The sequence below is a fragment of the Halochromatium glycolicum genome (assembly GCF_016584085.1).
In the GTDB taxonomy this organism is placed as follows: domain Bacteria; phylum Pseudomonadota; class Gammaproteobacteria; order Chromatiales; family Chromatiaceae; genus Lamprobacter; species Lamprobacter glycolicus.
In genome coordinates this window covers 78,249-104,479 of sequence record NZ_NRSJ01000010.1, presented here as the reverse complement: position 1 = coordinate 104,479, position 26,231 = coordinate 78,249, and the positions used below count along the sequence as shown (strand labels likewise).

Below are 26,231 nucleotides of genomic sequence, written 5' to 3'. Positions count from 1 at the left end.
TGGGGTCGGCGGGGAGGTTCGCGGCCGCTGTGCAGGCTTCGGGCTTGAAAATCGACCTAGATTCGCAACCTCTTCGGCTTGCGTGATCCGGTGCGGCCTGTTGCCGCAGCGATGATGCGGTCCTTGCGCACCGACTGACCGAAACAGAGGTGACCGATCTCTCAGTTCAGCGAACCGATATGCGGATGGGGTCGCTTCTGGCTCTCGGATTGCTTTATATCGCCTTCCGCTTGGGCTCTGCGGCAGCTCGCTTGGCAACGAACCCGTATTGGGCTGGCTGTTTAGCCGCTCCAAACAACCCAGCATGGAGACTCCCACAGATGATTTCTGACGACATGGCATCGCGCATCAATGCGCAGATCAACCGTGAGCTCTTTTCCGCCTACTTCTATCTCGGGCTCTCCGCGCAGGCCGAGAGCAGCAACCTGAAGGGCACTGCCGCCTGGTTCATGGCCAAGCACGGCGAAGAGATGACCCATGCGCTGAAGATGTATCGTTACCTGCTCGACCAGGACGCAATCGTCGCGCTTGACCCGGTGGAGGCGCCGCCGGCGAAGACCGCTGGTATCACGGACATGTTCGAGCGTACGCTCAGCCACGAGCGCGCCGTGACTCAGGCGATCAACGACTTGGTCGATCATGCTGCGCAAGAGAAGGACCATGCCACCCACATCTTCCTGCAATGGTTCGTAACCGAACAGATCGAAGAGGAGGCAACCGTCAATGACATCCTCGGCCGGCTGCGGCTGTTTGGGGACCAGGGCCAGGGATTGCTGATGATCGATAACGAGCTGGCGGGGGCGGCGAAGCGGGTCGCAGCTGCCGCACCGGCGACCGAAGTTTAGCGGGGCAGACGCCGCAGATGGCGAAAAAGAACGGCAAATGTTGCAAAAAGTACAAGGAAGGGAAGCGTTGTAAGAGTTGTCCGAAGCGCAATGTCGGCACATGAGGGGCCATACAGAGTGTGCGCTTGGACCGGCCGGCATGCGGTCGCGGTCGTTGAGTGGCGACCCGCGTCGCGCGACGCCTCAACGCATAGATTGCATCGATTGATCCCGCGGAGGACTGTCCATGGCGACATCAGGTCACAACACCCCCTCGTCCGCTCGTGCTCAGCGATTCGGCGACGCTTCATGGGTGCGGCTCGCCGCAGTGGCGATGGCGCTGCTGGGTCTGATGATCTCGGTCGCCTTTGCCGCCACCGAGGAATGGCCGGAGGACTGGCCCGACGAGGCCGACCTCGAGGCCCGGGTCGCGCGGGTCAACGAGGGTGACCTCGAGTTCATTCCCGCTCCTGCTGCCGAAGGAGCGCATTATCACCAGAACCGGATCGCGATCACCGAAGCGAGCTTGCAGCGCGGTTGGGTCGATCTGGAACAGTGCCATGAGAATATCGATCCGGTACCGGCTGCCCAGATCCTGTTCCGGAAGGATGGGATAAGGAAGCTCGCGATCGATCGCAGTGAGAATATCGGGCGAGCCTGGGTCGAGGGCCACAGCGTCCAGCTCGAGAATGTCGGCCGCGATGCCGAGCTCTGCGTCCGCGCCCAAAGCCGGGCCTTACAGTCGCTCGGCGACGGGATGTACCGTCTACGTAACGGCCCCTATATGCGGCGTTTCCTGGACGGCTATTATCCAATGCGGGTCGCGCTCGAGATCGCTTACCCGAGTGATCGACTGCGGCTCGTAGGCCAGACGCCAGCGAGTCAGGAGGGGTTTAGGGTCGATCGCACGCGTGAGGGGCTCGATGTCGAGGCGACCTTCGAAGGCCGCCTCATTACCTGTTTCGACTTCTGTGAGCGTGGCGACAAGACCTGTGACGGGATGGCACCGGCCTGCGCGACATCGGCGGCACGTTAAGGCGATTTCTGTCAAAGCTCATACCGCCTTGCTGGTCTTTTCGCTCGCCTTCTTCGTCGCGCCGCCGGTTACATAGCCCGGCTATGCTGCCGTCGACGCTCCTCGAAGGCAAACGAACATCCTGCGCAATTCGGTACGAGCTTTTCCGGCAATCGCCTAAGCCGGGTCTAATGGCCATCCTCGGGGACGGTGCGCCATCCTGATCGTTACTGTGAAACAAGGGCTGCGAACCTTCCATTCTCTGGTTTGGCGCGTCACCATGGTGGCTAGATCAACAGCTCCTGGGTGACGAACAGATAGCCTATCGTTACCGTCACGAGCGCCACAGTAAGGTATGGGATCAGGATGCAGATCCCGGGCAGATCGTTGCAATGTTGGCTCAGTTTGCAGAGTTTGCAGTTCTTCACTGGGTGGCGTCTCCGCGTCTGAATGACCCGTTGGGCTCGTTAGGGGCAAGCTGCGCCCGGTGCGCTATGCTACCGCTCGGGCCGGCTGTGGCAATCAAATTTTTTTATGGGGCTTGAAGCCTCGTTGAGTCGCAATCGTTGAATCGCATAAGGAGTAGACCTCTCGATCGATTGGCTCTCGTTATCGCTTCGGACGATCGGGAAGAACAGCATGACCAGGCGAGGTCTCTTTGTAGGCAGGGGCGTACACGCATGCGACTAGGGGTCTTGCTGACCGCGGTGTTTGCGCTGGCGTCGGTTGGCTGGCCGAATGGCGCGCGCAGCGACGGGACCGAGCCGACCCCGGTCACATTGGCCGAGGTCCGCCGCGAGGCCTGGCGCGCCGAGATCGAGCTGACCGGCACCCTGACGGCCGTGCGCCGCTCGGCCCTGTCGCCCGAGGTCGAAGGCCGCGTGGTCGAGCTGCGGGTCGACGAGGGCATGGAGGTCGAGGCCGGCGCGCTGCTGCTGCGACTCGATGCCAAGCTCGCCGAGATCGACCGCGATGCCGCCGCGGCGCGGCTCGCCGAGGCCGAGGCGCGCGAGCGTGACGCGGTGCGGGTGCGCGACGAACTGCTGCGCCTGAAGGAGGGTCGGCATGCGTCCGCAACCGAGATCCAAGCAGCGATCGCGCAGGTCGAGATTGCGGCCGCGGCGGTGGAGGCGGCGCGCGCTGAGGTGACGCGGGCCGAGGAATTGCACGCGCGCCACCGGCTCAGCGCCCCGTTCGCGGGCATGATCGTCGCCAAGCGCACCGAGCAGGGCGAATGGCTGCAGCGCGATCAGGCCGCCTTCGAGCTGATCGCGATGGACCGGCTGCGGGTGCGGGCGACCTTGCCGCAGCGCGACTATGCCCGCATCGCCGCCGGCGCGCCGGCCCGCATCCGGTTCGATGCGTTTCCCGGCGCCGTCTTCGACGGCGAGGTCGCGGCAAAGATTGCGGCCGGCGATGCGCGCTCGCGGATCTTCCCGGTCTTGATCGACCTGCCCAACCCCGGCCATCGGCTGGCGCCGGGGATGTCGGCGCGCGTCCGGGTCGCGGCCGATCGCGGCACCGAGCAGGTGCTCACCGTGCCGCGTGATGCGATCGTCGCCGAGGTCGGCGGCGCGCGCCGGGTCTGGCGGGTGGAGCAGGTCGACGGAGTGGCGACGGCGCAGCCGCTCGCGGTCGAGCTCGGCCGCAGCCAGGATGGGCGGGTCGAGGTGCTGGGCAGCACGCTCAGCCCTGGCGATCGCGTCGTGCTCTTGGGCAATGAGCAGCTCGAGCCCGACGAGCGCGTGGCCCCGCAATGATGATGCCTGCCCCTTCGCGTCCCAACCAGCCGCGCCCCGACCAGCCGCAACCCGGCCAGCCGCGCCCCAACCCGGTTCACCCCACCCAATGCGCCCCAGCCATTCGGCTTGACCGGCTCAGGTAGCAGGCAACAACGATGTTCCGCTTCGCGATCGAACGGCCGGTCATCCTGACCGTCGGCATCCTGATCCTGACCCTGTTCGGCATCCTGGCGATCTTCAACCTGCCGGTGCAGATGATCCCGGACCTCGACGCCCGCGTGGTCACGGTCGAGACCCGCTGGCCCGGCGCCGCGCCGCAGGATGTCGAGAAGGAGCTCGTCGTCGAGCAGGAGAAATACCTCGGGCGCATCCCCGGGCTCGAGCGCATGGTCGCGACCGCGAGCACCGGCCGCGCGACGATCGAGCTCGAGTTCCCGTTCTCGATCAGCCTCGAGGAGGCGCTGCTCAACGTCAACAACGCCCTCTCGCAGGTGCCGACCTACCCGGAGAACGTCGATCAGCCGAGCATCCGCGCCGAGGCCTTCTCGTCGAATGCGTTCATGTTCTTCCGGCTGATGCCGGAGACCGGGCAGTTCACCGAGGACGAGATCGTCGCCCTGCGCGACTGGGTCGAGGAGTACGTGCTGACCCCGATGGAGCGGGTGCCCGGCGTCTCGAGCGTCGATCTGCGCGGCGGGGCGCCGCGGCAGATGCAGGTGTTCGTCGATCCGGTGCGCCTCGCCGAGCGCGAGATCACGCTGAGCCAGGTGCGCGCGGCGATCCGGGCGCGCAATCAGGATGTCTCCGGCGGCGACCTCGACAGCGGCAAGCGTCGCTATCTGCTGCGCACGATCGGCCGCTTCGACGGCCCGGAGGCGCTCGAACGACTCGTTATCGCCGAGCGCGACGGCGCCTATGTGCGGCTCGAGGACGTCGGCCATGCCGAGCTCGGCTATGCCGAGGTGCGCAGCTTCGCCTACTCGGAGGGCCGCCCGATCCTGTCGTTCGCGGTCAACCGCCAGATCGGCAGCAACGTCATCGCGATCAAGGAGGCGATGCTCGCGACCGTCGACGATCTCAATCAGCGGCTGTTGAACCCGCGCGGACTCAAGCTGGTGCGCACCGCCGACGATGTCGTCTATGTGACCGATGCGATCGCGGTGGTCGAGCGCAACCTGGCGATCGGCGCGGTGCTCGCGGTACTGGTGCTGTTCCTGTTCCTGCGCTCGGTGCCGGCGACCCTGATCGGCGCGGTCGGTATCCCGCTCTGCACCATCGCCGCCTTCCTCGGCATCCTGATCACCGGGCGCACGATCAACGTGATCTCATTGGCCGGTGTCGCGTTTGCGATCGGGATGACGCTCGACAACAACATCGTCGTGCTCGAGAACATCGTCCGGCATCTGGCCAAGGGCAAGGACCGGATGACGGCCGCCTTACAGGGCGTGCGCGAGGTCTGGCCGGCGGTGCTGGCCTCGACCCTGACCACGGTCGCGGTGTTCCTGCCGGTGATCTTCGTCGAGGAGGAGGCCGGCCAGCTCTACTCGGACATCGCGGTCGCGATCTCGGCCTCGATCCTGATGTCGATGCTGATCGCGATCACGCTGGTGCCGGCCGCCTCCGGCCGCTTCCTGCGGCTGCCACGCGCCGACCGTTCCGAGGGCCGCCCCGAGGGCCGCCCCGAGGATCGCCCCGACGGCCGCCCCGATGACCGCTTCGACGACTACCCTGATGACCACTCCGACAGCCGCCACGGCGACCGCCCAACGCGCTGGCTCGATCGCGCCGGCGGCGCCTTCGCGCGGGCGGTGCTCGCGGCGGTGCGCTGGATCAGCGTCGGCTGGGTGCGGCCGGTCGCGGTGATCGCCCTGGTGCTGGCGATCGCCGGGGCGATCATCGCCTGGCTGACGCCGGCGGCCGAGTACCTGCCCGAGGGCGAGGAGGCGAAGGTCTTCACGCTGATGTTCGCGCCGCCCGGCTACAACATCGACATGATGCGCGAGGCGTTCCAGCGCGTCGATGCCGACTTCTATCCGGCGGTCGGTCAGGACCGGTCCGCATTCGCGGCCGGCGAGACCGCCGTCCCGCCGCTCAACTTCACCATCGGCTTCGCCAGCGAGCGGCTGGTCTTCGTCGTGCGCGAGGCGACCCACCGCCGCGACACCGAGGCGCTGATGGACGTTGCCCGCGAGAAGACCCGGGAGCTGCCGGGCCTGCGCAGCTTCTCCAGCCGCGGCTCGATCTTCTCGAGCAACTTCGGCGGCACGCGCTCGATCAACATCGAGATCAGCGGCCCGGACCTGCCGACCCTGTTCGAGGCCGCGCGCCAGGTCAAGGCCAAGGCGCGCGGGCTGTTCGATGCGCCGCGTCTGAAGTCCGAGCCCTCGAGCCTGGTGCTCGGCCAGCCGATGCTCGAGATCCGGCCGGACTGGGAGCGCGCCGCCGAGCTCGGGCTGACGCCGGGCGATCTCGGCTATGCGATCTGGGCCTTCTCCGACGGCGCCTTCGTCGACGAGGTCTTCGTCGGCGATGACGAGATCGATCTCTTTCTCTACAGCACCGAGGGCACGATCGAGCGGCCGCAGGATCTCGAGCGGCTGTTGCTGTCGACGCCCGCTGGCGGGGTGGTGCCGCTGTCAGCGGTCGCCCGGCTCGCCGAGACCGTCAACACCGAGACCATCCGCCGCGTCGATGCCGACCGCACCGTGACCCTGAGCATCATCCCGCCGCGCGCGGTGCCGCTGGAGGAGGGCGTGCGGCTGGTGCGCGAGCAGATCATCGCCGGGATGCCTGCGAACGGCGAGCTGCCGCCCGAGATCGCGCTGACCCTGAGCGGCGCCAGCGACCGGCTGGAGGCGACCCGCGATGCGCTCGCCGGGTTCTTCGCGGTCGCGCTGCTGATCGCCTATCTGCTGATGGTCGCGGTGTTCAGCCACTGGGGCTGGCCGCTGCTGATCATGACCAGCGTGCCGATCGGCGTCAGCGGCGGCATCGCCGGGCTGGCCCTGCTGAACCTGATCGGCGGCCAGCTCGATCAGATCGGGCTCTACCCGATCCAGCAGCCGTTCGACATGATCACGATGCTCGGCTTCCTGGTGCTGATCGGGACCGTGGTCAACAACCCGATCCTGATCACCGAGCGGGCGGTGAGCAACGTGCGCGACGCCGGCATGCGGGTGATCGATGCGATCACCGACGCGGTACGGGTGCGCCTGCGCCCGATCATGATGTCGATGGTGACCACGGTGGCGGGGCTTTCGCCGCTCGTGCTCAACCCCGGTGCCGGCACCGAGCTGTATCGCGGCCTGGGCGCGATCGTGCTGTTCGGGCTGCTGTTCAGCACCCTGGTGACCCTGACCTTCATGCCGGCGCTGCTGGCGCTCACGTTGCGGTTTGCGCGGCCGGCGGCCGCGGCTGCACGGGCAAGGCCGGCCGTGGAGGCCTGATCGCTGCTCGGGGCGTCCCGGATGGGCCTCGCACTGCGGCGGTTCAGGCGTGCGCCGATGTCCCTCCACATCGGCATTGCGCCAGACGATCTGCGACGGATCGCGTCGCTGGTCCGGCTGCCGATCGCGTTCTGCCTCGCCGTCAGGCCGCATCGAGCTGGCCGATCGCATCGGCGATCAGCTGGAAGCGCGCCTGATCATCGGCCCCATCGTCTGGGAGTGAGAACAGGTCAAAGGACTGGGCGGGGCGTCCGCTGGTGTCGGGCCCCGCAGCGTCCTGCTCGTCTCAGAAGTCCATTGTTTTCAGGTAACGGCGGAAGGACTCGCCGAGTTCGGGGTGGTCGAGGGCGAGCTCGACCGTCGCCTCCAGATAGCCCTCTTTGCTGCCGCAGTCGTAGCGCTTGCCCTGGAACGGGTGGGCGAGCACGGTCTCCTCTTCGAGCAGCGCGGCGATCGCGTCGGTGAGCTGGATCTCGCCGCCGGCCCCAGCCTGGGTGTTCTCCAGCTTGTCGAAGATCGTCGGCGTGAGCAGGTAGCGGCCGACGACGGCCAGATTGGACGGTGCATCGGCCGGCTTCGGTTTCTCGACGATCGAGGTCACTCGCAGGGTGCCGTCGGGCTGGGTCTCGGTCTCGACGATGCCGTACTTGTGGGTCTCGTTCGCGGGGACCTCCTCGACACTGAGGATGCTGGCGCCGGTGCGCCCATGCAGATCGGCCATCTGCTGGCAGACGCCGTCGCCGTCGTTGGCGATCAGATCGTCGGCGAGCAGGATCGCGAATGGCTCGTTGCCGACCACGGGCTTGGCGCAGAGCACCGCGTGGCCGAGCCCGAGCGCCTCGGGCTGGCGCACATAGATGCAGTTGACATGCTCCGGCAGGATCGTCTGGACGATCTCGAGGAGCTTGGTCTTGCCGGCCGAGCGCAGCTCGGACTCGAGCTCCGGATTCTTGTCGAAGTGATCCTCGATCGAGCGCTTATGGCGGCCGGTGATGAAGACCAGCTGCTGCGCGCCGGCCTGCTCGGCCTCCTCAGCGGCATACTGGATCAGGGGCTTGTCGACGACGGGCAGCATCTCCTTCGGGCTGGCCTTGGTGACCGGGAGGAAGCGCGTGCCGAGGCCGGCGACGGGGAAGACAGCCTTGTTGATCTTGGCCATGAGGACTCCTGTGGATGTGTTGGTTGAATGCGCGGATGAGGTTCCGTCCGGTGATCTGAACGGGGGACCTGGTTGGAGTGGTCAGGCGCTCCCTGCTGGGAGCGCGCTCAGTTCGGCTCGAATCGCCTCGACCGCCGCCATTGGATCGGGCGCGGCGGTAATCGGGCGGCCGATCACGAGGTGGTCTGCACCGGCAGCGATCGCTTCAGCAGGCGTCATGGTGCGTTTTTGATCACCGCTGGCCGTGTCGGCCGGGCGCACACCCGGAGTGACCAGGAGCGGCTGCGGGCCGAATCGCTCGCGCAGAACGGCCACCTCCTGCGGCGAGCAGACCAGACCATCGAGACCGGCCTGCAGCGCCAGCTCGGCCAGCGTCTGGACACGATCGCGCGGGTTGCCAGCGCAGCCGATCGCGGCAAGGTCGTCCGTATCGAGGCTGGTGAGCACGGTCACGGCGATCAGCAGCGGCGGCGCCGCGGTCTGCGCGAGTCGCTCACGCGCTGCTTGCATCATCGCCAGCCCGCCGGCGGCGTGTACATTGAGCATCCAGACCCCGAGGTCGGCGGCCGCGGCACAGGCACCGGCAACGGTGTTGGGGATGTCGTGGTACTTGAGATCGAGGAAGACATCGAGGCCGCGCGAAACCAGCTGTTCCACCACCACTGGCCCGGCACGCGTGAACAGCTCCTTGCCGACCTTGACGCGACACTGAGCGGGGTCGAGCCGGTCGGCAAGCGCGAGTGCCGCCTCGGCCGAGGCGACATCCAATGCAACGATGATTCGGGTTTGAGGTGAGGGCGGCATAGTGGGCCTATGAGCAAGGTTGGGGCTCGGCGGCAGGTGCGAGGTTATACCCATCGCAAACCGATTTTCGGTTTTCCTCGACCGCTGCGGGTCGCGTCACGGCGCTCGGGGGACGCCGTCGCTCGACCCTCCGCTCTGCCGTGCCGAGCACTGACGTGCTTTGGGTATATCGTGCAACACTGGCTGAGATCGTCTCGTTCTCCGGGGGGGTGGCCGCCATGATCGTCAGTGGGTGATGCATGCTGAAGCCGCTGAGGCGATCCCGTTGCTGGATTGATCAAGCGGCGGCGGAGCAACGGCCTTGACGCTGCCCCAGTGCTTGCAGCTTGGGCACTGCCAATGCAAAGCACGCGCCTCGAACCCACACTGATCACAGCGATACCCCGGTTGGCTGGCGACCAGATACCGAATCACCTCGAGCAGCTGGGCATCGCCGTCGGCGCTTCGTAACGCTTGAGAGGAGAGCCGCAGCTCGAGCAAACGCTCAGCGCCGACCAGATCGGCGTGCGCACCGAGATACTCGACAAGGAATTCGCGCACCGCCTCAGGGCCGGATTCGCGCTCGATGGCCCGCGATAGCTCGAGCATCAGCGGCGGCGAGGGGTGCGTATTGAAGAGGTCCTTGAGCTCTTTGGCGACCGCGTCGCGGCCGAGACACTCGCAGCATCGGAGGAGCTGCGGCAGCATCGCCGGCAGATAGTCCGGCCCGCGACGCACCAGGTGTCGGTACAGCATCAAGGCCGAGGCGGTATCGCCGCCATCGAGCTCCATCTGTGCCTGGATCATCGTTGCACGAATGCAGTTCGGGTCCACCGCCTGTGCATCGAGCAGGTGCGCACGCGCCTGATCGTGCTGATGGTGGCGAAGGCACTCCTCGGCGAGCTCGCAATGATAGTGCGCGATCTCGGTCTGCATCGGACGATCGGACCGACGTTGCAGCTGATCGGCGGTCTGCAGACAGCGATGCCAGTCCTTTTCGGCCTGATAGATCTCGATCAGGCTGCGCAGCGCATTCCGATCCTGGAGACCTTGCTCCACGAGCTCTTGAAACAGGCTCTCGGCGCGGTCGAACAGGCCGGCCAGCATGTAGTCGCGACCGAGCTCGTAGAGGGCATAGCCGCGCTGCGCGTTGCTCAGCGTCCCGCGTGCGACCAGATGCTGGTGGATACGGATCGCACGATCGACCTCGCCGCGCCGGCGGAAGAGCGACCCGAGCGCGAGATGCGTCTCGGCCGTCTCGCCGTCGATCTCGGCAAGCTCCAAGAAGACGTCGATGGCCTTGTCGGGCTGTTCGTTGAGCAGGTAGTTCAGCCCTCGAAAGAAGACCGGGGCGGCATTGCCGGCGTTTGCGCAGGCGCGCCGGCTCGCACCGGTGCGCCGCGCGACCAGCCAGCCGGAGGCGGCTGCGATCGGTAGCAAGAGGAAAAGCCACTGCATTGGATGCCGGCCTGGTTGCAGCCTAAAACAGGGTGCGCATCGTCGGAACGCGCGTCCCAGAGGGCGGCGATTCGGTCAGCCCGCTCTCTGCGAAGTGCGGCATAGCGGCGCTGAGCCGCAGGCGCTTCGAGCGCTCGCGACCGCTACGCCCTTCCGCTATCGGTCTACGCTGCAATGCCAAGTGTCTGAACCCTGCGTTACAACAACCGCACATGATACAGAGAACAATGGGGGGTCGCATGGTGGTCAACGGCGCAAGCGCCCCAAAGGTTCTGCCAATGCGACATTTACAGTCTGTCGCGCTGCCTTTAAGTTGTTGGCAGCGGGGTCGAGTGGCGCTGTCCGCCCTGTGCCCCAACCCGATTTCAAACCGCTGGCGTCAGGAGCCTTCATATGGGGCAATTCAAAGATCAGGTTGCAGTGGTCACCGGTGCGGCAGGTAACCTGGGCCGGGCGCTCTGCACCGCCTTGCTCGGGCAGGGCGCGAAGGTGGCGATGCTGGATATCAGTCCGGAGCGTCTTGATGAGGTCACCGAGGCCCTGCCAGGTGGCGATTGGGACACCTTTCCTGTCGATCTGCTGTCGGCCGGCGAGGCCGAGCGGGTCATAGACGCGGTCAAGGCGCGCTTTGGCCGCATCGATATCCTGGCCAATGTTGCCGGTGGGTTCGCGATGGGGCCGCCGCTGCACGAGACCGATGACGACACCTGGGACAGGATGCTGGATCTGAATCTTCGCAGCGTCTTTCACTGCTGCCGGGCGGCGGTCCCGGTCATGCTGACACAGGGAGCGGGGACCATCGTCAATGTCTCGGCTCGGGCCGCCCTCAATGCGAAAGGCCGCATGGGGCCGTACTGTGCCTCGAAGGCCGGAGTGATCGCGCTGACCGAATCGCTTGCGCAGGAGCACAAGGAACAGGGGATTCGGGTGAATTGTATCCTCCCAGGAACCGTCGATACACCTGAGAATCGTGCCGCGATGCCCGACCAAGACCACAGCAAGTGGGTGCCGCCGGCAGCGCTGGCCGACGTGATGCTCTTCTTGGCCTCCGATGCAGCGCGCTGCGTGACCGGTGCCGCCGTGCCAGTCTATGGCCGGAGCTGAGAGCAGCATGCGTTCAAAACGATGTCATGGGGTGCGCTCCGCGCGTGCCTTGGCGGCGTGGGGGCTGCTATCGGCCCTTTGGGCGATCCCCATCTTATCCAGTGCTGCACCGCTGCTCGATGAGCAGACCGAGGCGCTGATCGTCGATGCGGTCGAAGCGGCATTCGAGCTTGACCTCTACAACAGCCGTTGCCGACAGGATCGGTCTGGGCGCCGTACCGAGAACCTCAATAAGGCCTTGGCGAGCGGGTTCCGGATGACGGTGATCGACGCTCAGGATGATCTTTTCCCGGAAGGGTATTATCGTGATGTCCAAGAGCGCATGACGCGTGACTTTCTCGCGCGGCTGCGTGCCATGGGCGGCTGTGCGGGCGCCAAGGAGGCCAAGCTGCGGAACGAGCTGCGCGCCCGTTACGAGCAGGCTATGGAGCAGCTCGAGCAGTTTCCGTAACGGGCTCAGCCGTTGCTGCATCGAAGCGCCTCGTTTCGGTCGCTGACCCGACCCGAGAGACCCGACCCGATAGACCCGATCCAGTAGGCCTGATCCCGAAGCGCGATGGCGGGAGTGCATCCTCAGGAGAGCGGCGATGGCCAGCACTGACCCGGCGCCGGAGCAGCGGCGCAACATCCTGATCGTCGATGATGTGCCAGAGAACATCGAGGTGCTTGCGGCGGCGCTCGGCACCGAATACGAGGTGTTCTTCGCGATCTCCGGCGATGAGGCCATCGAGCTCACCTCGTCCCAGCGCATCGATCTGATCCTGCTCGACATCATGATGCCGGAGGTCGACGGGTATGAGGTCTGTCGGCTGCTCAAGCTGGACCCAGAGCTGGCCGAGATCCCGGTGATCTTCGTGACCGCGAAGACCGACCTCGAGGACGAGGCCAAGGGCTTCGCGGTGGGGGCCGTCGACTACATCACCAAACCGATCAAACGGCTGACCGTTCGAGCCCGCGTCAAGACGCATCTGGAGCTCAAGGCGAGCCGCGATCGGCTCAAGGCCCTCGCCAATCTCGACACCGTTGCCGGCCTGCCCAATCGGGCGACCTTCGATCAGGTGCTCGAGCGCGAGACGACGCGCGCGCAGCTTGAGGGCGCGCCGCTCTCATTGCTGTTGCTCGGCATCGACGCCTTCGATCTGGTTGCCCAAGCACAGGGGCGCTCGGCGCTGCAGCGGTCGGTCGAGCAGGTCGGCTGCGCTGCTGCTGCCAAGGCATCGGGGCCGCTCGATCTGTGCGCGCATTACGGCGGGCCGCAATTTGCGCTGTTGTTGCCGCATGCCGATGTCGCCACCGCCTCGGCGCGCGGCGCGGCGTTGATCGATGCGGTCGCGGCACTCGGGCTCCAGCATGGCGAAGGGGCCGCGCGTCGACCTCTTACAGCGAGCGTGGGCGGGGTCAGTGCCGATTTCGTCCTGATCGATCCGACCATGCGTGTGCGCCCGCAAGAGATGACGCTACTGGCAACCCGGGCGTTGGATGAGGCCGCCAGCAGTGGTTGCGGTCAGCTGTCGCTGCGCCGCTGGGAGATGCAGCCGATGGGGTTCTAGGGACGGAAACGGGAGGGACGGCTCGATGAACCGACTCTGGGGCGCCCTCGCATCGCTGGCACTGCTGGTGCTGATCCTGCTTGCTCCGGTGTCCCCGGTGTCGGCGGCTGATGGGGATCGGCCCAAGGGTGAGGCGCTGCGCGTTGTCAGCGATCAAGCGCGTTACAGCACGATCGGTCATCTGGAGCTGCTGTCGGACCCAGACGGCTCGCTGACCCTGGAGGCGGTGCGCTCGGCGGCCTACCGTGATGATTTCGTGCCGACGACCGGTACCACGCCGAATCTCGGCTTCGAGCGCAGCGTGGTCTGGGCGCGGCTGCGGATCGACAACCGGCTCGAGCATCCTGCGACCTACTACCTCGACCTCGCCTATCCGCTACTGGATTGGGTGAGCCTCTACATCGTCTCGTCGTCCGGTGTGACTGCATACCATACCGGGGATCGCGAGCCCTTCTCCGCGCGTCCAGTAGCGGCTCGGACCTTCCTGTTCCCGGTCCAATTACAGCCCTCACAGCCGGTGACGGTCTATCTGCGCGTCGAGACGGTCGGCTCGCTCAACCTGCCGTTGGACCTGCTCTCCCAGAACGCGGCCTTCGAACACCTGAGCATCGAGACCGGAATGCTTGCGCTCTACTACGGAGCGCTGCTGATGCTGGTGATCTACAACCTCTATCATGCCTGGCGGCTCCAGGACGTCAATGCCGCCAACTATGCGGCGTTCATCCTCGGCTATATCGCCTTCCAACTGGCGCTCAACGGGCTCTCGTTCCAATTCTTCTGGCCCAATCATCCCTGGTGGGCCAATGTCAGCCTACCGATCTTCCTCTGTGTCGCCTATCTGCTCGGGGTACGCTTCAGCCGCTCGATCCTGGATACCGCGACCAAGGCACCGCAGATCCATCGGGTGCTCGGTATGCTGCGTTGGCCCGCGCTCGCCGGCATCCCGCTGGCGTTGTTCGGTCCTTATGACCTGGCATTGCCGTTCGCGGTCGCGCTGGTCTTCACCGTCGTGCTCTTCATTGCGGCAGGGTTCAAGATCAGTCTGCAGGGCTACCGTCCGGCGCGCTATTACTCGCTGGCCTGGACGGTCTTCCTCGGCAGCATGTTCATCTATGCACTAACGGTCTTCGGGGTGCTGCCGACCAACTTCTTCACGACCTGGGTGACCCAGTTCGGCTCAGTTTGGCAGGCCGTGATCCTGGCCTTTACGATCTCCGACCGCTTCTATCTGCTCGAGGAACAACGGCGCGCGATGCAGACCTCCTACGCGCAGGCGCTCGAGGAGGCGAACGATGAGCTCAATGCCGCAAAGGCCGAACTCGAGGATCGCGTCGAGGACAGAACGCAGGAGCTGACCGAGTCGAACACACAGTTGCGCGAGCAAAAAGAGGTGCTGCGGATCGCTGAGCGCAAGGCGGATGCGGCGAACCGGGCGAAATCCGAGTTCCTGGCCAATATGAGCCATGAGATCCGGACGCCAATGAATGCGATCGTCGGTTTCCTGCATCTGCTCAGCGAGAGCCGGCTCGAAGCGGTGCAGCGTGATTATGTCGACAAGGCCGAGCGCGCCGCGCGCGCACTGATGCACCTGATCCGCGACCTGCTCGACTTCTCCAAGATCGACGTCGGGAGACTCGAGCTTGAGGCCGCGCCGTTCGATGTCGGCGAGCTGGTGACCGAGGCGCGCGACCTGATCGCGTTGGCCGCGCGCGAAAAGGGCCTCGAGCTGCGGACCGAGCAACGGGGTGTCGAGGGTTGCTGGGTCGTCGGCGATCAGGCCAGGCTGCGTCAGGTGCTGGTCAATCTGCTGCACAATGCGGTCAAGTTCACGCCGTCGGGCGAGGTCTGCCTCGAGGTCGCCTGTGAGCCTGGCGAAGAGGGCGCCGAAGAGGGCGCCGAAGAGAGTAGGGTGCGGCTCGAGATGACTGTGCGCGATACCGGTATCGGTATCGCCGAGGAGCAGCGCAAGGGTCTGTTTCGGCCGTTCACCCAGGCCGATGCGTCGATCACCCGGCGGTTCGGCGGCACGGGTCTCGGGCTCTCGATCTCGCAGCGCCTCGTGCAGCAGATGGGTGGCGAGATCGCGCTCGAGAGCCAGCTCGGCGTGGGCAGCCGCTTCTCGTTCTCGCTGTCGTTGCCGATGGCTTCGCCGCAGGCAGGCAATGGACAGGGGCCTGTTGAGCGCGTCGGTGACGAGCGCCTGGCCTCCGAGCGCCCGTTGCAGGGTATGCGGGTACTCGTGGTCGAGGACCAGCCGCTCAACCAGGAGGTGATCGCGGCGCTGCTGCAACGCGGCGGGGCACAACCGCTGATCGTCTCATCGGGGATCGAGGCGCTTGCGAGATTGCGTGCACGCGAGGCGGTCGATGTGGTCTTGATGGATCTCCAGATGCCGCAGATGGACGGCTATGAAACCGCCGAGCGTATCCGTTCGATTCCAGGCTATGCTCAGCTGCCGATCATCGCGGTGACCGCCCATGCGGGCGCCAGTGAGCGCAAGCGTTGCCTTGAGGCGGGCTTTCACGGACATCTCGCCAAGCCCGTCGACCATCGGCAGCTCTTACGGGCGTTGCAGCGCCTCTGGCGGCCTGCGGCGCGGCGCTCGGAAGGGCTCGAGGCGTCCGAGCAGGCCCCGGACGCTGTCTCTCAGACTCGGTCGCTGGAAGCGCCCGTCACGGCTGACCTTGAAACACGCACCGCCCCGGGGTCAACCGGTACCGAGCTGGCACCGGGGCTGAGTCGGCCCGATGACGGAGAGACGGGCGCCCACCGTCGGCGGCTGCGGCGCTTCGCCGAGCATTTCGGTGAGCACCCGGCGATGATCCGGGCCTCCCTGGAGGCCGGCGAGCGGACAGCGGCGACCGAAGCGGCGCATACCTTGGCCGGGGTCGCCTTGACGCTCGGCATCCCGCAGGTGGGCATCGCCGCGCGGCAACTCGAGCACTGTGTTGATGTTGACAGGGTTGATGTTGAAGGGGAGGCGGCATGCGCGGCGCTGGAGTCGGCGATGAGACGTGCGCTCGAATCGATCGCGTCCTTGGACATCGACTGCGGCCTCGAGGATCGTCCAGAGGGCCAAGGCGCGATCCCGGAAACCGCAGAGCCGATGGGCCGAGCCGCCCTGAGAGCGGAGCTTTTGCGTTTGGATGGGCTATTGGCAGGGCGTAATCTACGTGCCCGCGTTGAGGTCGAGCAGTTGGTGCAATGCACGGTCGACGCCGAACTGCGTCCTCTGCTCGATGCCGTTGGCGAACGGGTACGGCGGTTCGATTTCGACGGTGGTCGCATTCAGCTTTCCGAGCTGCTCGCGCGGCTCGGACCGGGCGAGCCTGCCGCATGAACTCGAAACCGCGGTTGGCCGCTGCGCAGAGCAGACAACAGATTGGGTTGACTGGGATGACTGCACCTGAAGAGAACCGAGAAGAGAACGGAGAGAATCGATGCCCATGCCCGTTGGTCCCACCGAGCCTGACTGGCTTGAGTCCGCTGCAGACGCCTCCTCGGAGCCTGAGGATGAATCCAGGCTGCCAGTCGCCGACGATAGACCGAGCCGCAGCCAGATCAAGCGCGAGCATCAGGCGTTGCAGGCCTTGGCCGAGCAGCTCGCCGGCCTACCGCGAGCCGAGCTCGAGGCGCTGTCGTTCGGCGAGACGACCTGGGCCGCCCTGGACGAGACCGCGCGCATCAAGGACCAGCGCGCGCTCCGTCGTCACTACAAGCGCATCGCCAACTGTCTGGCGCGCGAGGACACTGAGCCTTTAGAAGCCCTGTTGGCGCAGCGCGAGTCGCAGGCGCAGGCCGCGGCCGCGCGTCAGCATGAGGTAGAGCGTTGGCGACAGCGGCTGATCGAAGGGGGCGACGAGGTGCTGACCGAGCTCATCGACGCCTATCCGGCGGTCGACCGCCAGCAACTGCGCAGCCTGGTACGTGCGGCGCGCAAGGATACCGAGCGCGGTCGACCGGAGGCGCCACGGCGTCTGTTACGATACCTGAGGGGACTGCTCGAGGCATCAGCCCGTAAAGACTGAGAGTGATCGTGTCTTTAGAGCCCTATCAAAATGCCCGGCTAACCTACACAAGCTGCTGATTTGTTAGGCCATAGAGGGCATTCTGTTATAGCCGTTCCGCCTGATCGCCGGACAGAAAGCGCCGGAACAGTCGGCACCGATGGGCTCAGCCTGTCCGGAAACCAGGGCGAGCGACCATAGGGTTTCTTAGCCAACAAAAACAGTGACCTAGAATGTCTAACGGAATGACTTCAGCGGCCTCTGAGACCAGGTCTTGGCGTCAGTCAAGTGGCCGTTTTTTGGTCACGGAGAAGACTCAACGAAATCAGGCATTTCTTGCCAGGTTTCCGGAACAACCGGCTGTGCAGATTGGGAATGGGCGCTACGAATGGGGGACAGCCTGATCCTCGAGTGCCCTATTCTCAGCGCCTAGCGCGAACGGTCGTGCAGCTGTTTCCGGGAAGTCCTTCGCTTGCGGTGAGCTCGAGGCTTTGAAAATCGCTGCCAAAACCCCATACTTGCGCGGTTATCGATCCACTATCTGGCGAGCTTGACGATGCCTATCTATGCCTATCGCTGTGCGGACTGCGGCCATGAGCTGGAGGCCCTGCAAAAGATCAGTGACGCGCCCTTGACCGACTGCCCGGCTTGTGGGGCTGCTGCACTCGAGAAACAGATCACTGCTGCCGCATTCCGGCTGAAGGGGAGTGGCTGGTACGAGACCGACTTCAAAGGGGACAAGGACAAGCGTAAGAACCTGCATCAGGACGGCGAGCCTGCACAGGGCAAGGACGGTAAGACTGAGAAGCCGAAGGAAACGGCAGCGGCCGATTCCAAGGGCAAGGATTCGAAGGGCAAGGATTCAAAGAGCAAACAGGGGGCCGACGCAACGCCTCCACCCAAGTCCAAGCCGGCGTCGACGGCGGCCTCCGCCGGCTCCTGAGGAGGCCTGCTCGGCAGCGCGGCCAGTTCAGCTTTGGGCCGGCCGCGGCAGGGCGGCCGGCGCCGAGTCTGCCGGCATCGCCGCTCCACTTCAGTGCCAGATGGTCTGAGCTGCTCGGGTTGCGTCTGCGGGAGCAGCCTGGCCTCACGCGCATGGCCGCCGCGTACCGCCCCGCTGAGTGAAACGCTCGTAGCCATCGGGTTACGACAAGGTAGCGCAAAGCGCGATCCCTTCTGCGTCCGGGCCGCCGCGCGGATCGATCGGCCGATGTTTCGGCTTGCCCGTGTTTTAGCTTGCTAAGGACCGTTCCGGCCGTTATCTTGAACGGCTTTTTCGGGCAGCGTCGGCTGTCCGCGCCCCGCCTATCGGAACCCAATGCGCCAGTCGATCGGGCGCTGACCGGCAGGCCGGGCAGATTGGCCGACAGGCAGTGACACGGGGATCGGACGCTATGCGCAGTCATTATTGCGGCGAGCTCGACAGCGGGCTCATCGACCGCGAAGTCAGCCTCTCCGGCTGGGTTCACCGCCGCCGCGATCACGGCGGTGTCATCTTCGTCGACCTGCGCGATCGCAGCGGCCTGGTCCAGGTCGTGTTTGATCCCGACCGGGCCGAGATCTTTGCACTCGCCGAGCAGATCCGCAGCGAATACGTGCTCGCGGTCACCGGTCGGGTCCGCCGCCGTCCCGAGGGCACCGAGAACCCAGAGCTGGCGACCGGCGAGGTCGAGGTGCTGGGGCTGTCGCTCGAGGTGCTCAACGCGGCCGAGACCCCACCGTTCCAGCTCGACGAGCACGGTGCCGATGCCTCCGAGGAGGTGCGGCTGCGCTACCGCTACATCGATCTGCGCCGCTCCGAGATGCAGCAGCGCCTGCGCCTGCGCAGCCGCATCACCCAGACCTTGCGCAACTTCCTCGATGCTCACGGCTTCCTCGATATCGAGACGCCGATCCTGACCAAATCAACCCCCGAGGGGGCGCGCGACTATCTGGTCCCGAGCCGTCTGCACCAAGGCGAGTTCTACGCACTGCCGCAGTCGCCGCAGCTGTTCAAGCAGCTGCTGATGATGTCCGGGATGGACCGCTACTACCAGATCGCGCGCTGCTTCCGCGACGAGGACCTGCGCGCCGACCGTCAGCCCGAATTCACCCAGCTCGACATCGAGGCCTCGTTCCTCGATGAGGCCGAGCTGACCGGCCTGATGGAGCAGATGGTGCGCGAGCTGTTCGCGAGCGTGCTCAAGGTGCAGCTGCCCGACCCCTTCCCCCGGATGACCTATGCCGAGGCGATGCGCCGCTTCGGCTCGGACCGGCCCGACCTGCGCGTGCCGCTGGAGCTGGTCGACGTCGCCGACCTGATGGGCGAGGTCGAGTTCAAGGTCTTCGCCGGGCCGGCCGCCGATCCCGAAGGCCGGGTTGCGGCCCTGCGCCTGCCGCAAGGCGGGACGCTCACGCGCAAGGAGATCGACGACTACACCCAGTTCGTCGGCATCTATGGCGCCAAGGGGCTGGCCTACATCAAGGTCAACGACTGGGCCGGCAAGGGCCGCGACGGGCTGCAGTCGCCGATCCTGAAGTTCCTGCCCGATTCCGCGGTCGACGGCATCATGGCCCGCACCGAGGCCGAGGACGGCGATCTGGTCTTCTTCGGCGCCGATAAGGCCAACGTTGTCAACGAGGCGCTCGGCGCGCTGCGGGTCAGGCTCGGCCATGATCGCGGGCTGATCAGCGATGACTGGCAGCCGCTGTGGGTGGTGGACTTCCCGATGTTCGAGAAGGAGCCCCATACCGGGCGCTGGACCGCACTCCATCACCCGTTCACGGCGCCGAAGGAGGAGCAGCTCGACCAGCTCGAGGAGGCGCCCGGCGAGTGCCTGTCTCGCGCCTATGACCTGGTGCTGAATGGCACCGAGCTCGGCGGCGGCTCGATCCGTATCCATCGCGAGGAGGTGCAGCGCCGCATCTTCCGGCTCCTCAAGATCACCGATGAGGAGGCCAACGACCGCTTCGGCTTCCTGCTCAATGCGCTCAAGTACGGCTGCCCGCCGCACGGCGGCATCGCCTTCGGCCTGGATCGGCTGGTGATGCTGATGACCGGCAGCCACTCGATCCGCGACGTGATGGCGTTCCCGAAGACGCAGACGGCCTCCTGTCTGCTCACCGATGCACCGTCGTCGGTGGACGAGGCGCAGCTCAAGGAACTCGCCCTGCGGATCAAATTGCGCGCCTAGCGACGGCTTCGTCCGTGCCGGCCCGAGGCTCGGTCCGGTCTCATCGGCTCGGTATTGCGGCGGTTGTGCCAATTGCATAAGCAATCTGATCCGTTGGGGTCGGTTTCCTGCGTGTAACTGATGACCTGAGAGGGCTGTTGCGATGGGATCGACGACGTCGTTCAAGCGTCCGGTTTCGGTGCTGGTGGTGGTCTTCAACGCGGCCGGCGAGTTCATGCTGCTCAACCGGGTCAAGCCGAGCGGGTTCTGGCAGTCGGTCACCGGCAGCCTGATGCCAGGCGAATCGCCGCGCAGAGCGGCGCTGCGTGAGCTGAAGGAGGAAACCGGCCTGCTCGGGGCCGCCGGGCTGATCGATCTGCATCAGTCGCGGCTGTTTCCGATCATCAAGACCTGGCGTCAGCGATACGCTCAAGGCGTCTGCTTCAACCGCGAGCACTGGTTCGCGTTGCACCTGCCCTATCGGCGCCATATCCGGATCAATCCGAGCGAGCATACCGAGGTGCTCTGGCTGCCGTTGGACACGGCCCTGGAGCTGGCCGGCTCCTGGACCAACCGTGAGGCCATGCGTCTGCTGGCGATGCTCTTTCAACGCGATCCCGCCGTGCTTTGCTCGAGCTGAGGTCCATGTTGACCTGCCAGCCCGGACCAGATAGATCGCTGACGCGCTGGAGCTGATGAGGCCTGAAACGGAAACGGCGGTTTCGGAGCGGGACAGGCGCGTAAGCCCGTTTCCTACCGGGGCCTTGCGAACCCAGCGGTTGCTGTCGTGGCCCGGTGCGGATGCGACGCGCTCGTCTGCCGGCGCTATGCGGAGCTGCGGGCGAAGGATCAGCGCACGCTGGTCCGCGATATACCCATCGCAAACCGATTTTCGGTTTTCCTAGACCGCTCTGGGTCGCGTCACGGCGCTGGGGGCAGTGATGGGGACGCCGTGAATCCATCCCTGGAGGCTTGACGACGGTCTCCATGCCGTCGACATCCCCGCTCGCCGTCACCCGACCCTGCGCTCTGCCGTGCCGAGCATTGACGTACTTTGGGTATATACAGCTCTATCTGGCTAAGGGGCAGGCATATGGCCTCGGGATTCCGGAAGCCTATCGCGAGCGGGTCTTCGCGGTCTTCGAACAGCTCCGTCCTGCCGATGACCCCGGCGCACCGGCATTGGGCTTGCGATCGTCGACGCATCATGGAGACCATCGCTGGTCGGGTGTAGGCTGAAGAGACGCCGGGCGGCGGCACCGCTATCGTGCCTGAATTCCCAACAGGAGCAAGGCGCAACGAGGCGGAAAGGGTTGCGCCTGACAGGACGTCCCTTTGAGCGATCGAAACCAGTCGCGCGAGCAGGCGGGTCGGCCGTTCTGATTCGGGTCGGCCGTTCTGATCGGACCGGCCGTTCTGATCGGGCCGCAAGGGGCCAGTTGAAGCGAGCCCGACGGCTGTCGCCTTGTGTGACGGGCTACACCCGCTGCTCAGAGCTCCTGATAGAGTCTCACCCGGGCGTTGTCGATTCGGTAGCCGGCGGTGCCGAGCTCATGCTGGGAGGGCATCACCTGCAGCCGTCCTTCGACCCAGACGGTATCGAACAGGGCGCCGGCAGAGGGCTGGCCGGCCGGCGCCCTGACCAGGATGGTCTGGTTGGCCGGTGGTGGCGGGACGTGGATGCAGGCGCCGAAGTACGGGACGAGCAGGAACTCACGGACGGTCGTCGCTTCCGATGCAAGCGGCAGCACTAGGCCTGACAGACGCACCTGGCGACCGTCGAGCGCCTCGACGAGCGGCGCATCGGCCCAACGCGCCTCGAGCTTCCTCATCAGCGCCTGTGCGCGCGGGTCCTCGTCGCTGAGGTGGTCGGCGTCGATCTTGGCCAGGAAACGTTCGGGTTCCCAGTCTGCTGGCATAAGGTGGTCCCACTCGAGCTCCAGCGGCTCGCCATCAGCGGCCTCAGGAATTCCGGGTGACCGCTCGTCAGACAAACCCACACCCTGATCTGTCGCATCCTCGCCGCAGCCGCTCGTGAGCAACAGCGCGAGCAGCGACAGCGTGATCCAACTGCCCAACCAACGGCGCGCCGGGAACAGTGCTCTGCGGCACGCGAGCGGAAAAGGATGCGCCGGCATGCAGCCGCTTTCGATAGGGTCGCCGCTTAAGCGCTCCGAGCGCATCGCAATCTCACCCTTTAGTGGATGGCACTGGTGCAAGACAGCGGAAATCCCGACACTGATTGTCGCTGCCTTCAACCTAGAAACCGCAGTTGGACGGCCGTCACCCATGGGTGCGCTTCATGAAGCGCCAGAAGTGGAACCAGTGCAACGGGTTGCATGTTGGGCTAAGGCGATTTCTGTCAAAGCTCATACCGCCTTGCTGGTCTTTTCGCTCGCCTTCTTCGTCGCGCCGCCGGTCACAGAGCCCGGCTATGCTCCCGGCGACGCTCCTCGAAGGAAAACGACAATCCTGCGCAATTCGGTACGGGCTTTTCCGGCAATCGCCTAAGCGGTCAACTGCGGTTTCTAGGTTCAATGGTCGTCGGGTAGGGGCCCGCTTGCGGGCGATTTTCGCAGCTGCAAGCGCGTCCTGGTCGCCCGCAAGCGGGCTCCTACAGCGCTGAGCGTCAGATGGGAGGAAAAGGGTCTCGGCATTTCTGACGCGATGTACTCGGGTCAAGCAGTAGACGGCCGGGCGGGTCAAAAGCGGTTCACTGCGGACAACTGTCAGGGTCAGGAGGCCGACCTAGATCCGTTTCGGATCTTCTTGGTGCAATGGGCGCAGGTGCCGATCACCTCGACTACCGGCCGCTTGGGCCGGAAACCGGCCGCCTCGGCCACCGAGCGCAGGTCGCCTGAGATCCGGTCGCTCTCGAGCTCGTTGACGCGCCCGCATTCGGCGCAGATCAGGAACTGGCTGGCATGCGGATGCTCCGGATGGGTACACCCGATGAACGCATGTAGGGTCTCGAGCTTGTGCACGAGACCTTGCTCGAGCAGGAAATCGAGCGCGCGATAGACTGTGGGTGGTGCGGCCGAAGCACCATCGCGTAGCTGATCGAGGATCTCGTAGGCGCCGACCGGCCGTTGGGCCCGGCAGACGAGCTCCAAGACTCGACGCCGCTGCGGCGTGAAACGGACACCGCGCTGGGCGCAGAGGTTTTCTGCGGTGTCGAGGGCGCGTTGGAGTTGCTCTTCATCCATCTCGGTGCTCGTTCATACTGCGGACCGCTCTGCGTGCGCGGCGTTTTGCGAGGAATCCAGCGCTGACGGCTGATATCAGATAGAGGGCGCCGGCGAGCAGGATGATTGTCGGGCCGGTCGGCAGGTCGGGCGCATAAGACAGGGCCAGCCCGCCGCTGGTCAGCAGCACACCGATGCCCATCGCCATCCCCATCATCGCAGCCAGCGTGCGCGTCCATTGGCCGGCCACCGCGGCCGGCAGCGTCAGCAGCGCGATCACAAGGATCAGCCCAACGACCTGGATCATCAGCACGACCGTCACGGCGACGAGCACCAGCAGCAGCAGGTAGAACAGCTCGACGGGGACGCCGCGCAGACGCGCGAATTCATCGTCGAAGGTGATGGCAACGAACTGCCGATAGAACAGTGCCACGCTCAGCAGTAGTACCAGATCCAAGGTCGCCATGAACCAGAGCTCGCGGGCCGGCACCAATAGGATGTTGCCGAACAGGAAGCTCATCAGATCGGTCGCGTAGCCCGGCGTCTTGGAGACGAACAGGATACCGATCGCCATACCGATGGCCCAGAGTGCGCCGATGGCGGTGTCCTCGCCGGTGCGCCAGCTGAGACGGACCCAGCCGATCAGCAGCGCGGCCAGCACCGCGGCCGCAAGCGCGCCCGTGAGCGGATCATACCCATAGTAGAGTGCCGCGCCCATCCCAGCCAGCACCGAATGCGCGATGCCGCCGGCCAGAAAGGTGATGCGCTTGACCACGACGAACGGGCCGACTAGCCCGCAGCCGATGCTGGCGAGCAGGCCGGCGATCAGCGCCTGCTGGAGAAAGGCATGCGTGCTCAGCGCGTTGAGGAACTCAGCCATGAGGGGTAACCCCCCTGGCGTGGTGGGCGCCGGCACCTGTGCTCTGGCCGTGTTCATGGTCATCGGTGCCATGATCATGGGTGATCATCCGCACCGGCTCGCCGTAGAGGGTATTGATCATCTCGCCATCGATCGACTCGGTCTGATGGCAGATCAGGGTCCGGTTTAGGCAGGCGACCCGATTCACGTAGCTGGAGATGAAGCCGATGTCGTGGGAGACCACGACGATGGTCAGGTTCGTGTTCAGCCGCGCGAGCAGCTCGAAGATCTCGCCCTCGAGACGTTGGTCAATGTTGGCTGTCGGCTCGTCGAGGATCAGCAACTCCGGCTCGCCGACGAGCGCGCGCGCAAGCAATACCCGCTGCAGCTGGCCGCCGGATAACGAGCCGATCGGCGCCGATTCAAGGTCGCCGGCCTCGACCTCGAGCAGGGTGCGGCGAGCGATCTCGCGATCACGCCTGCGCCAGCCGCCGAAGCCGGTGCCGAGCACGGCGCTCAGCCCCGCGCCAACCCCAAGCCGGCCCATCAGCACCACATTCAGCACGTCGATTGGGAAATCACGCGGGAAGGACGGGTACTGCGGCACATAGCCGAGCCGGTGGCGGGCCTGTTTCGGCGGCCGCCCGAGCACACGGATACGGCCTTGCTGGGGTGTCAGCAGACCGAGCATGAGCTTGAGCAGGGTGCTCTTGCCGCCGGCGTTGGGTCCGACCAGTCCGAGGAACTCGCCGGCCTCGATCTGGAGGTTGACGTCTTCGAGGATCGGCACGGCGCCATAGGCGAAGCTCAGGTGCTCCGCCTCGATGACCCGCTGCGACTGCCCTTGCATCAGTGCCCGTCCGGGGCAGTGGTCTTCGCCGTCTCAGGCGCCTGGTTCGCGTCGACGAGGATTCTGGCGAAGCGTTTCAGGTTGGCCACGTAATCGACCGCCAGTGGTGTGGCGACCTCGACTCGGCCGTCGATGCTGCGGGCGATCTGCTCGGCGATGCGCTGATCGAATTCGGGTTGGACGAAGATCGCGCGGGCGCCGACCGCCTTGGCCTGCTCGATCAGCGCCGAGAGACGGCGCGGTCCGGGCTCCTTGCCGGCGCGCTCGATCGGGACCTGCTCGAGCCCGTAGGTATCGGCGAAATAGCCCCAGGCCGGGTGGTAGACCAGGAAGGCGCGATGATCGAGGTCGGACAGGGTCTCTTCGAGCCATGTATCAAGCCTCTGCAGCTCGGCGTCGTAACGCTGTCGATTGCGCTCGTAGACGCTGCTGCCGTCCGGATCGAGCGCGGTCAATTGATCACGAATGGAAACGAGCATCGTTCGGACATTCGGCGGGCTCGTCCAGATGTGCGGGTCCATCGCCTCATGCTCGTGATGGTGGTGGCCGTGGGCGTCGTCCGCACCGTGGTCATGGGCTGTCTGCGGGCGGAGATCCAATCCGTCGCGCAGATCGAGAACGGCCATCGCCGGGTTGGCGGCCCGGATGCGCTTCATCCAGGCATCCTCGAACGGCACACCGACTCGAACATAGAGCTCGGCGTCGGCCAGCGCGGCGACCTGTTTCGGGCTCGGGTCATAGGTTGCCGGGCTTTGCCCTGGCACGACCATGACCCGCGTCTCGACGCGTCCGTCACCGACCTCGTCGACGAAGGTCTGCACCGGCAGCACGCTGGCAAATACCTGCAGCACGGTCTCTTCAGCTGCAAAGACCGGCGAGTGGCTGATCCCGAGCAATAAGGCCAAGGGCAAGATCGAAGGGCGCACGATGGTGGATGAGATTCGGTGTTCAGGCTGGTGGACGAAATAATATAACAAAAATCGCGGAGGGCAACCGGCTTTGTGCTCAGTTGCGCTGTTCCAACAGATCGTCATCGATCGGGCCGCAGTTGCGTTTCTGATCTATCTCAATCTCTTGTGATCTTTTTGTCTCAAGCC

23 protein-coding genes are annotated in these 26,231 nt (G+C 65.4%); 14 read left to right on the top strand and 9 right to left on the bottom strand.

Annotated elements, in window-relative coordinates; genetic code table 11:
• Window positions 1-149: 149 nt before the first annotated feature.
• On the top strand, window positions 150-845 hold the full coding sequence (locus CKO40_RS07895) for a ferritin (protein ID WP_338074144.1): 696 nt from the start codon (window positions 150-152) through the stop codon (window positions 843-845).
• 226 nt (window positions 846-1,071) lie between these two features.
• Window positions 1,072-1,860 carry an alpha/beta hydrolase gene (locus CKO40_RS07890; RefSeq protein ID WP_200345658.1) on the top strand — a complete coding sequence of 263 codons (789 nt, stop codon included), beginning with the start codon at window positions 1,072-1,074 and terminating at the stop codon, window positions 1,858-1,860.
• A 266-nt stretch (window positions 1,861-2,126) separates the two neighbouring features.
• Here CKO40_RS07890 and CKO40_RS07885 read toward each other — a convergent pair whose 3' ends face one another.
• Entirely contained in the window at window positions 2,127-2,267 is a 141-nt protein-coding gene (locus CKO40_RS07885; RefSeq protein ID WP_200345657.1) for a hypothetical protein, read from the bottom strand.
• A gap of 252 nt (window positions 2,268-2,519) precedes the next feature.
• Here CKO40_RS07885 and CKO40_RS07880 point away from each other — a divergent pair, with 252 nt between their 5' ends.
• The 3 genes from CKO40_RS07880 to CKO40_RS07870 all read left to right on the top strand — a co-directional run bounded on the left by CKO40_RS07880 (window position 2,520) and on the right by CKO40_RS07870 (window position 7,250).
• A complete protein-coding gene (locus tag CKO40_RS07880; protein ID WP_200345656.1) occupies window positions 2,520-3,599 on the top strand; it encodes an efflux RND transporter periplasmic adaptor subunit in 1,080 nt (359 codons plus the stop codon).
• A 137-nt stretch (window positions 3,600-3,736) separates the two neighbouring features.
• Window positions 3,737-7,027: an efflux RND transporter permease subunit gene (locus CKO40_RS07875; RefSeq protein WP_200345655.1), complete on the top strand. Its 3,291-nt coding sequence runs from the start codon at window positions 3,737-3,739 to the stop codon at window positions 7,025-7,027.
• Window positions 7,028-7,103: 76 nt separating this feature from the next.
• A complete protein-coding gene (locus tag CKO40_RS07870; RefSeq protein WP_200345654.1) occupies window positions 7,104-7,250 on the top strand; it encodes a hypothetical protein in 147 nt (48 codons plus the stop codon).
• A 63-nt stretch (window positions 7,251-7,313) separates the two neighbouring features.
• Here CKO40_RS07870 and galU read toward each other — a convergent pair whose 3' ends face one another.
• From galU to lapB, 3 genes are all read right to left on the bottom strand, one after another.
• Window positions 7,314-8,186 (bottom strand): UTP--glucose-1-phosphate uridylyltransferase GalU, encoded by an 873-nt coding sequence (gene galU / locus CKO40_RS07865; RefSeq protein WP_200345653.1) that lies wholly within the window; start codon window positions 8,184-8,186, stop codon window positions 7,314-7,316.
• An 81-nt stretch (window positions 8,187-8,267) separates the two neighbouring features.
• On the bottom strand, window positions 8,268-8,990 hold the full coding sequence (gene pyrF / locus CKO40_RS07860) for an orotidine-5'-phosphate decarboxylase (protein WP_200345652.1): 723 nt from the start codon (window positions 8,988-8,990) through the stop codon (window positions 8,268-8,270).
• Window positions 8,991-9,215: 225 nt separating this feature from the next.
• Entirely contained in the window at window positions 9,216-10,427 is a 1,212-nt protein-coding gene (gene lapB, locus CKO40_RS07855; protein WP_200345651.1) for a lipopolysaccharide assembly protein LapB, read from the bottom strand.
• Window positions 10,428-10,820: 393 nt separating this feature from the next.
• Between lapB and CKO40_RS07850 the strand changes: the two genes are divergently transcribed.
• From CKO40_RS07850 to nudB, 8 genes are all read left to right on the top strand, one after another.
• Window positions 10,821-11,531 carry an SDR family NAD(P)-dependent oxidoreductase gene (locus CKO40_RS07850; protein WP_200345650.1) on the top strand — a complete coding sequence of 237 codons (711 nt, stop codon included), beginning with the start codon at window positions 10,821-10,823 and terminating at the stop codon, window positions 11,529-11,531.
• Between the two features lie 7 nt (window positions 11,532-11,538).
• Complete coding sequence (locus CKO40_RS07845; RefSeq protein WP_242476901.1) at window positions 11,539-11,982, top strand: hypothetical protein; 444 nt, start codon at window positions 11,539-11,541, stop codon at window positions 11,980-11,982.
• Window positions 11,983-12,118: 136 nt separating this feature from the next.
• Window positions 12,119-13,081, top strand: coding sequence for a response regulator (locus CKO40_RS07840; RefSeq protein ID WP_200345649.1), 963 nt, complete (start codon window positions 12,119-12,121; stop codon window positions 13,079-13,081).
• Window positions 13,082-13,106: 25 nt separating this feature from the next.
• The gene (locus CKO40_RS07835) at window positions 13,107-16,421 is read left to right on the top strand and encodes a hybrid sensor histidine kinase/response regulator (protein WP_200345648.1); all 3,315 of its coding nucleotides are present in this window, start codon (window positions 13,107-13,109) and stop codon (window positions 16,419-16,421) included.
• Between the two features lie 100 nt (window positions 16,422-16,521).
• Window positions 16,522-17,109, top strand: a complete 588-nt coding sequence (gene yjgA / locus CKO40_RS07830) for a ribosome biogenesis factor YjgA (protein ID WP_242476900.1) — start codon at window positions 16,522-16,524, stop codon at window positions 17,107-17,109.
• A gap of 535 nt (window positions 17,110-17,644) precedes the next feature.
• Window positions 17,645-18,031 carry an FmdB family zinc ribbon protein gene (locus CKO40_RS07825; protein WP_200345647.1) on the top strand — a complete coding sequence of 129 codons (387 nt, stop codon included), beginning with the start codon at window positions 17,645-17,647 and terminating at the stop codon, window positions 18,029-18,031.
• Between the two features lie 451 nt (window positions 18,032-18,482).
• The gene (gene aspS, locus CKO40_RS07820) at window positions 18,483-20,261 is read left to right on the top strand and encodes an aspartate--tRNA ligase (protein ID WP_200345646.1); all 1,779 of its coding nucleotides are present in this window, start codon (window positions 18,483-18,485) and stop codon (window positions 20,259-20,261) included.
• A 142-nt stretch (window positions 20,262-20,403) separates the two neighbouring features.
• A complete protein-coding gene (gene nudB, locus CKO40_RS07815; protein ID WP_200345645.1) occupies window positions 20,404-20,880 on the top strand; it encodes a dihydroneopterin triphosphate diphosphatase in 477 nt (158 codons plus the stop codon).
• Window positions 20,881-21,730: 850 nt separating this feature from the next.
• Here nudB and CKO40_RS07810 read toward each other — a convergent pair.
• Window positions 21,731-22,378, bottom strand: a complete 648-nt coding sequence (locus CKO40_RS07810; RefSeq protein ID WP_200345644.1) for a DUF3299 domain-containing protein — start codon at window positions 22,376-22,378, stop codon at window positions 21,731-21,733.
• Between CKO40_RS07810 and CKO40_RS07805 the strand changes: the two genes are divergently transcribed.
• Entirely contained in the window at window positions 22,377-22,751 is a 375-nt protein-coding gene (locus CKO40_RS07805; RefSeq protein ID WP_200345643.1) for a hypothetical protein, read from the top strand. The two genes, CKO40_RS07810 and CKO40_RS07805, sit on opposite strands and share 2 nt — an antisense overlap.
• A gap of 224 nt (window positions 22,752-22,975) precedes the next feature.
• Here CKO40_RS07805 and CKO40_RS07800 read toward each other — a convergent pair whose 3' ends face one another.
• From CKO40_RS07800 to CKO40_RS07785, 4 genes are read right to left on the bottom strand one after another with little or no spacing between them, the layout of a single operon-like run.
• A complete protein-coding gene (locus tag CKO40_RS07800) occupies window positions 22,976-23,446 on the bottom strand; it encodes a Fur family transcriptional regulator (protein WP_200345642.1) in 471 nt (156 codons plus the stop codon).
• Entirely contained in the window at window positions 23,439-24,305 is an 867-nt protein-coding gene (locus CKO40_RS07795; RefSeq protein ID WP_200345641.1) for a metal ABC transporter permease, read from the bottom strand. Before CKO40_RS07795 ends, CKO40_RS07800 begins: the two co-directional genes overlap by 8 nt.
• Entirely contained in the window at window positions 24,298-25,134 is an 837-nt protein-coding gene (locus tag CKO40_RS07790; protein ID WP_200345640.1) for a metal ABC transporter ATP-binding protein, read from the bottom strand. Before CKO40_RS07790 ends, CKO40_RS07795 begins: the two co-directional genes overlap by 8 nt.
• Complete coding sequence (locus tag CKO40_RS07785; RefSeq protein WP_338074143.1) at window positions 25,134-26,060, bottom strand: metal ABC transporter solute-binding protein, Zn/Mn family; 927 nt, start codon at window positions 26,058-26,060, stop codon at window positions 25,134-25,136. The genes CKO40_RS07790 and CKO40_RS07785 overlap by 1 nt, the downstream gene beginning before the upstream one ends.
• Window positions 26,061-26,231: the final 171 nt, after the last annotated feature.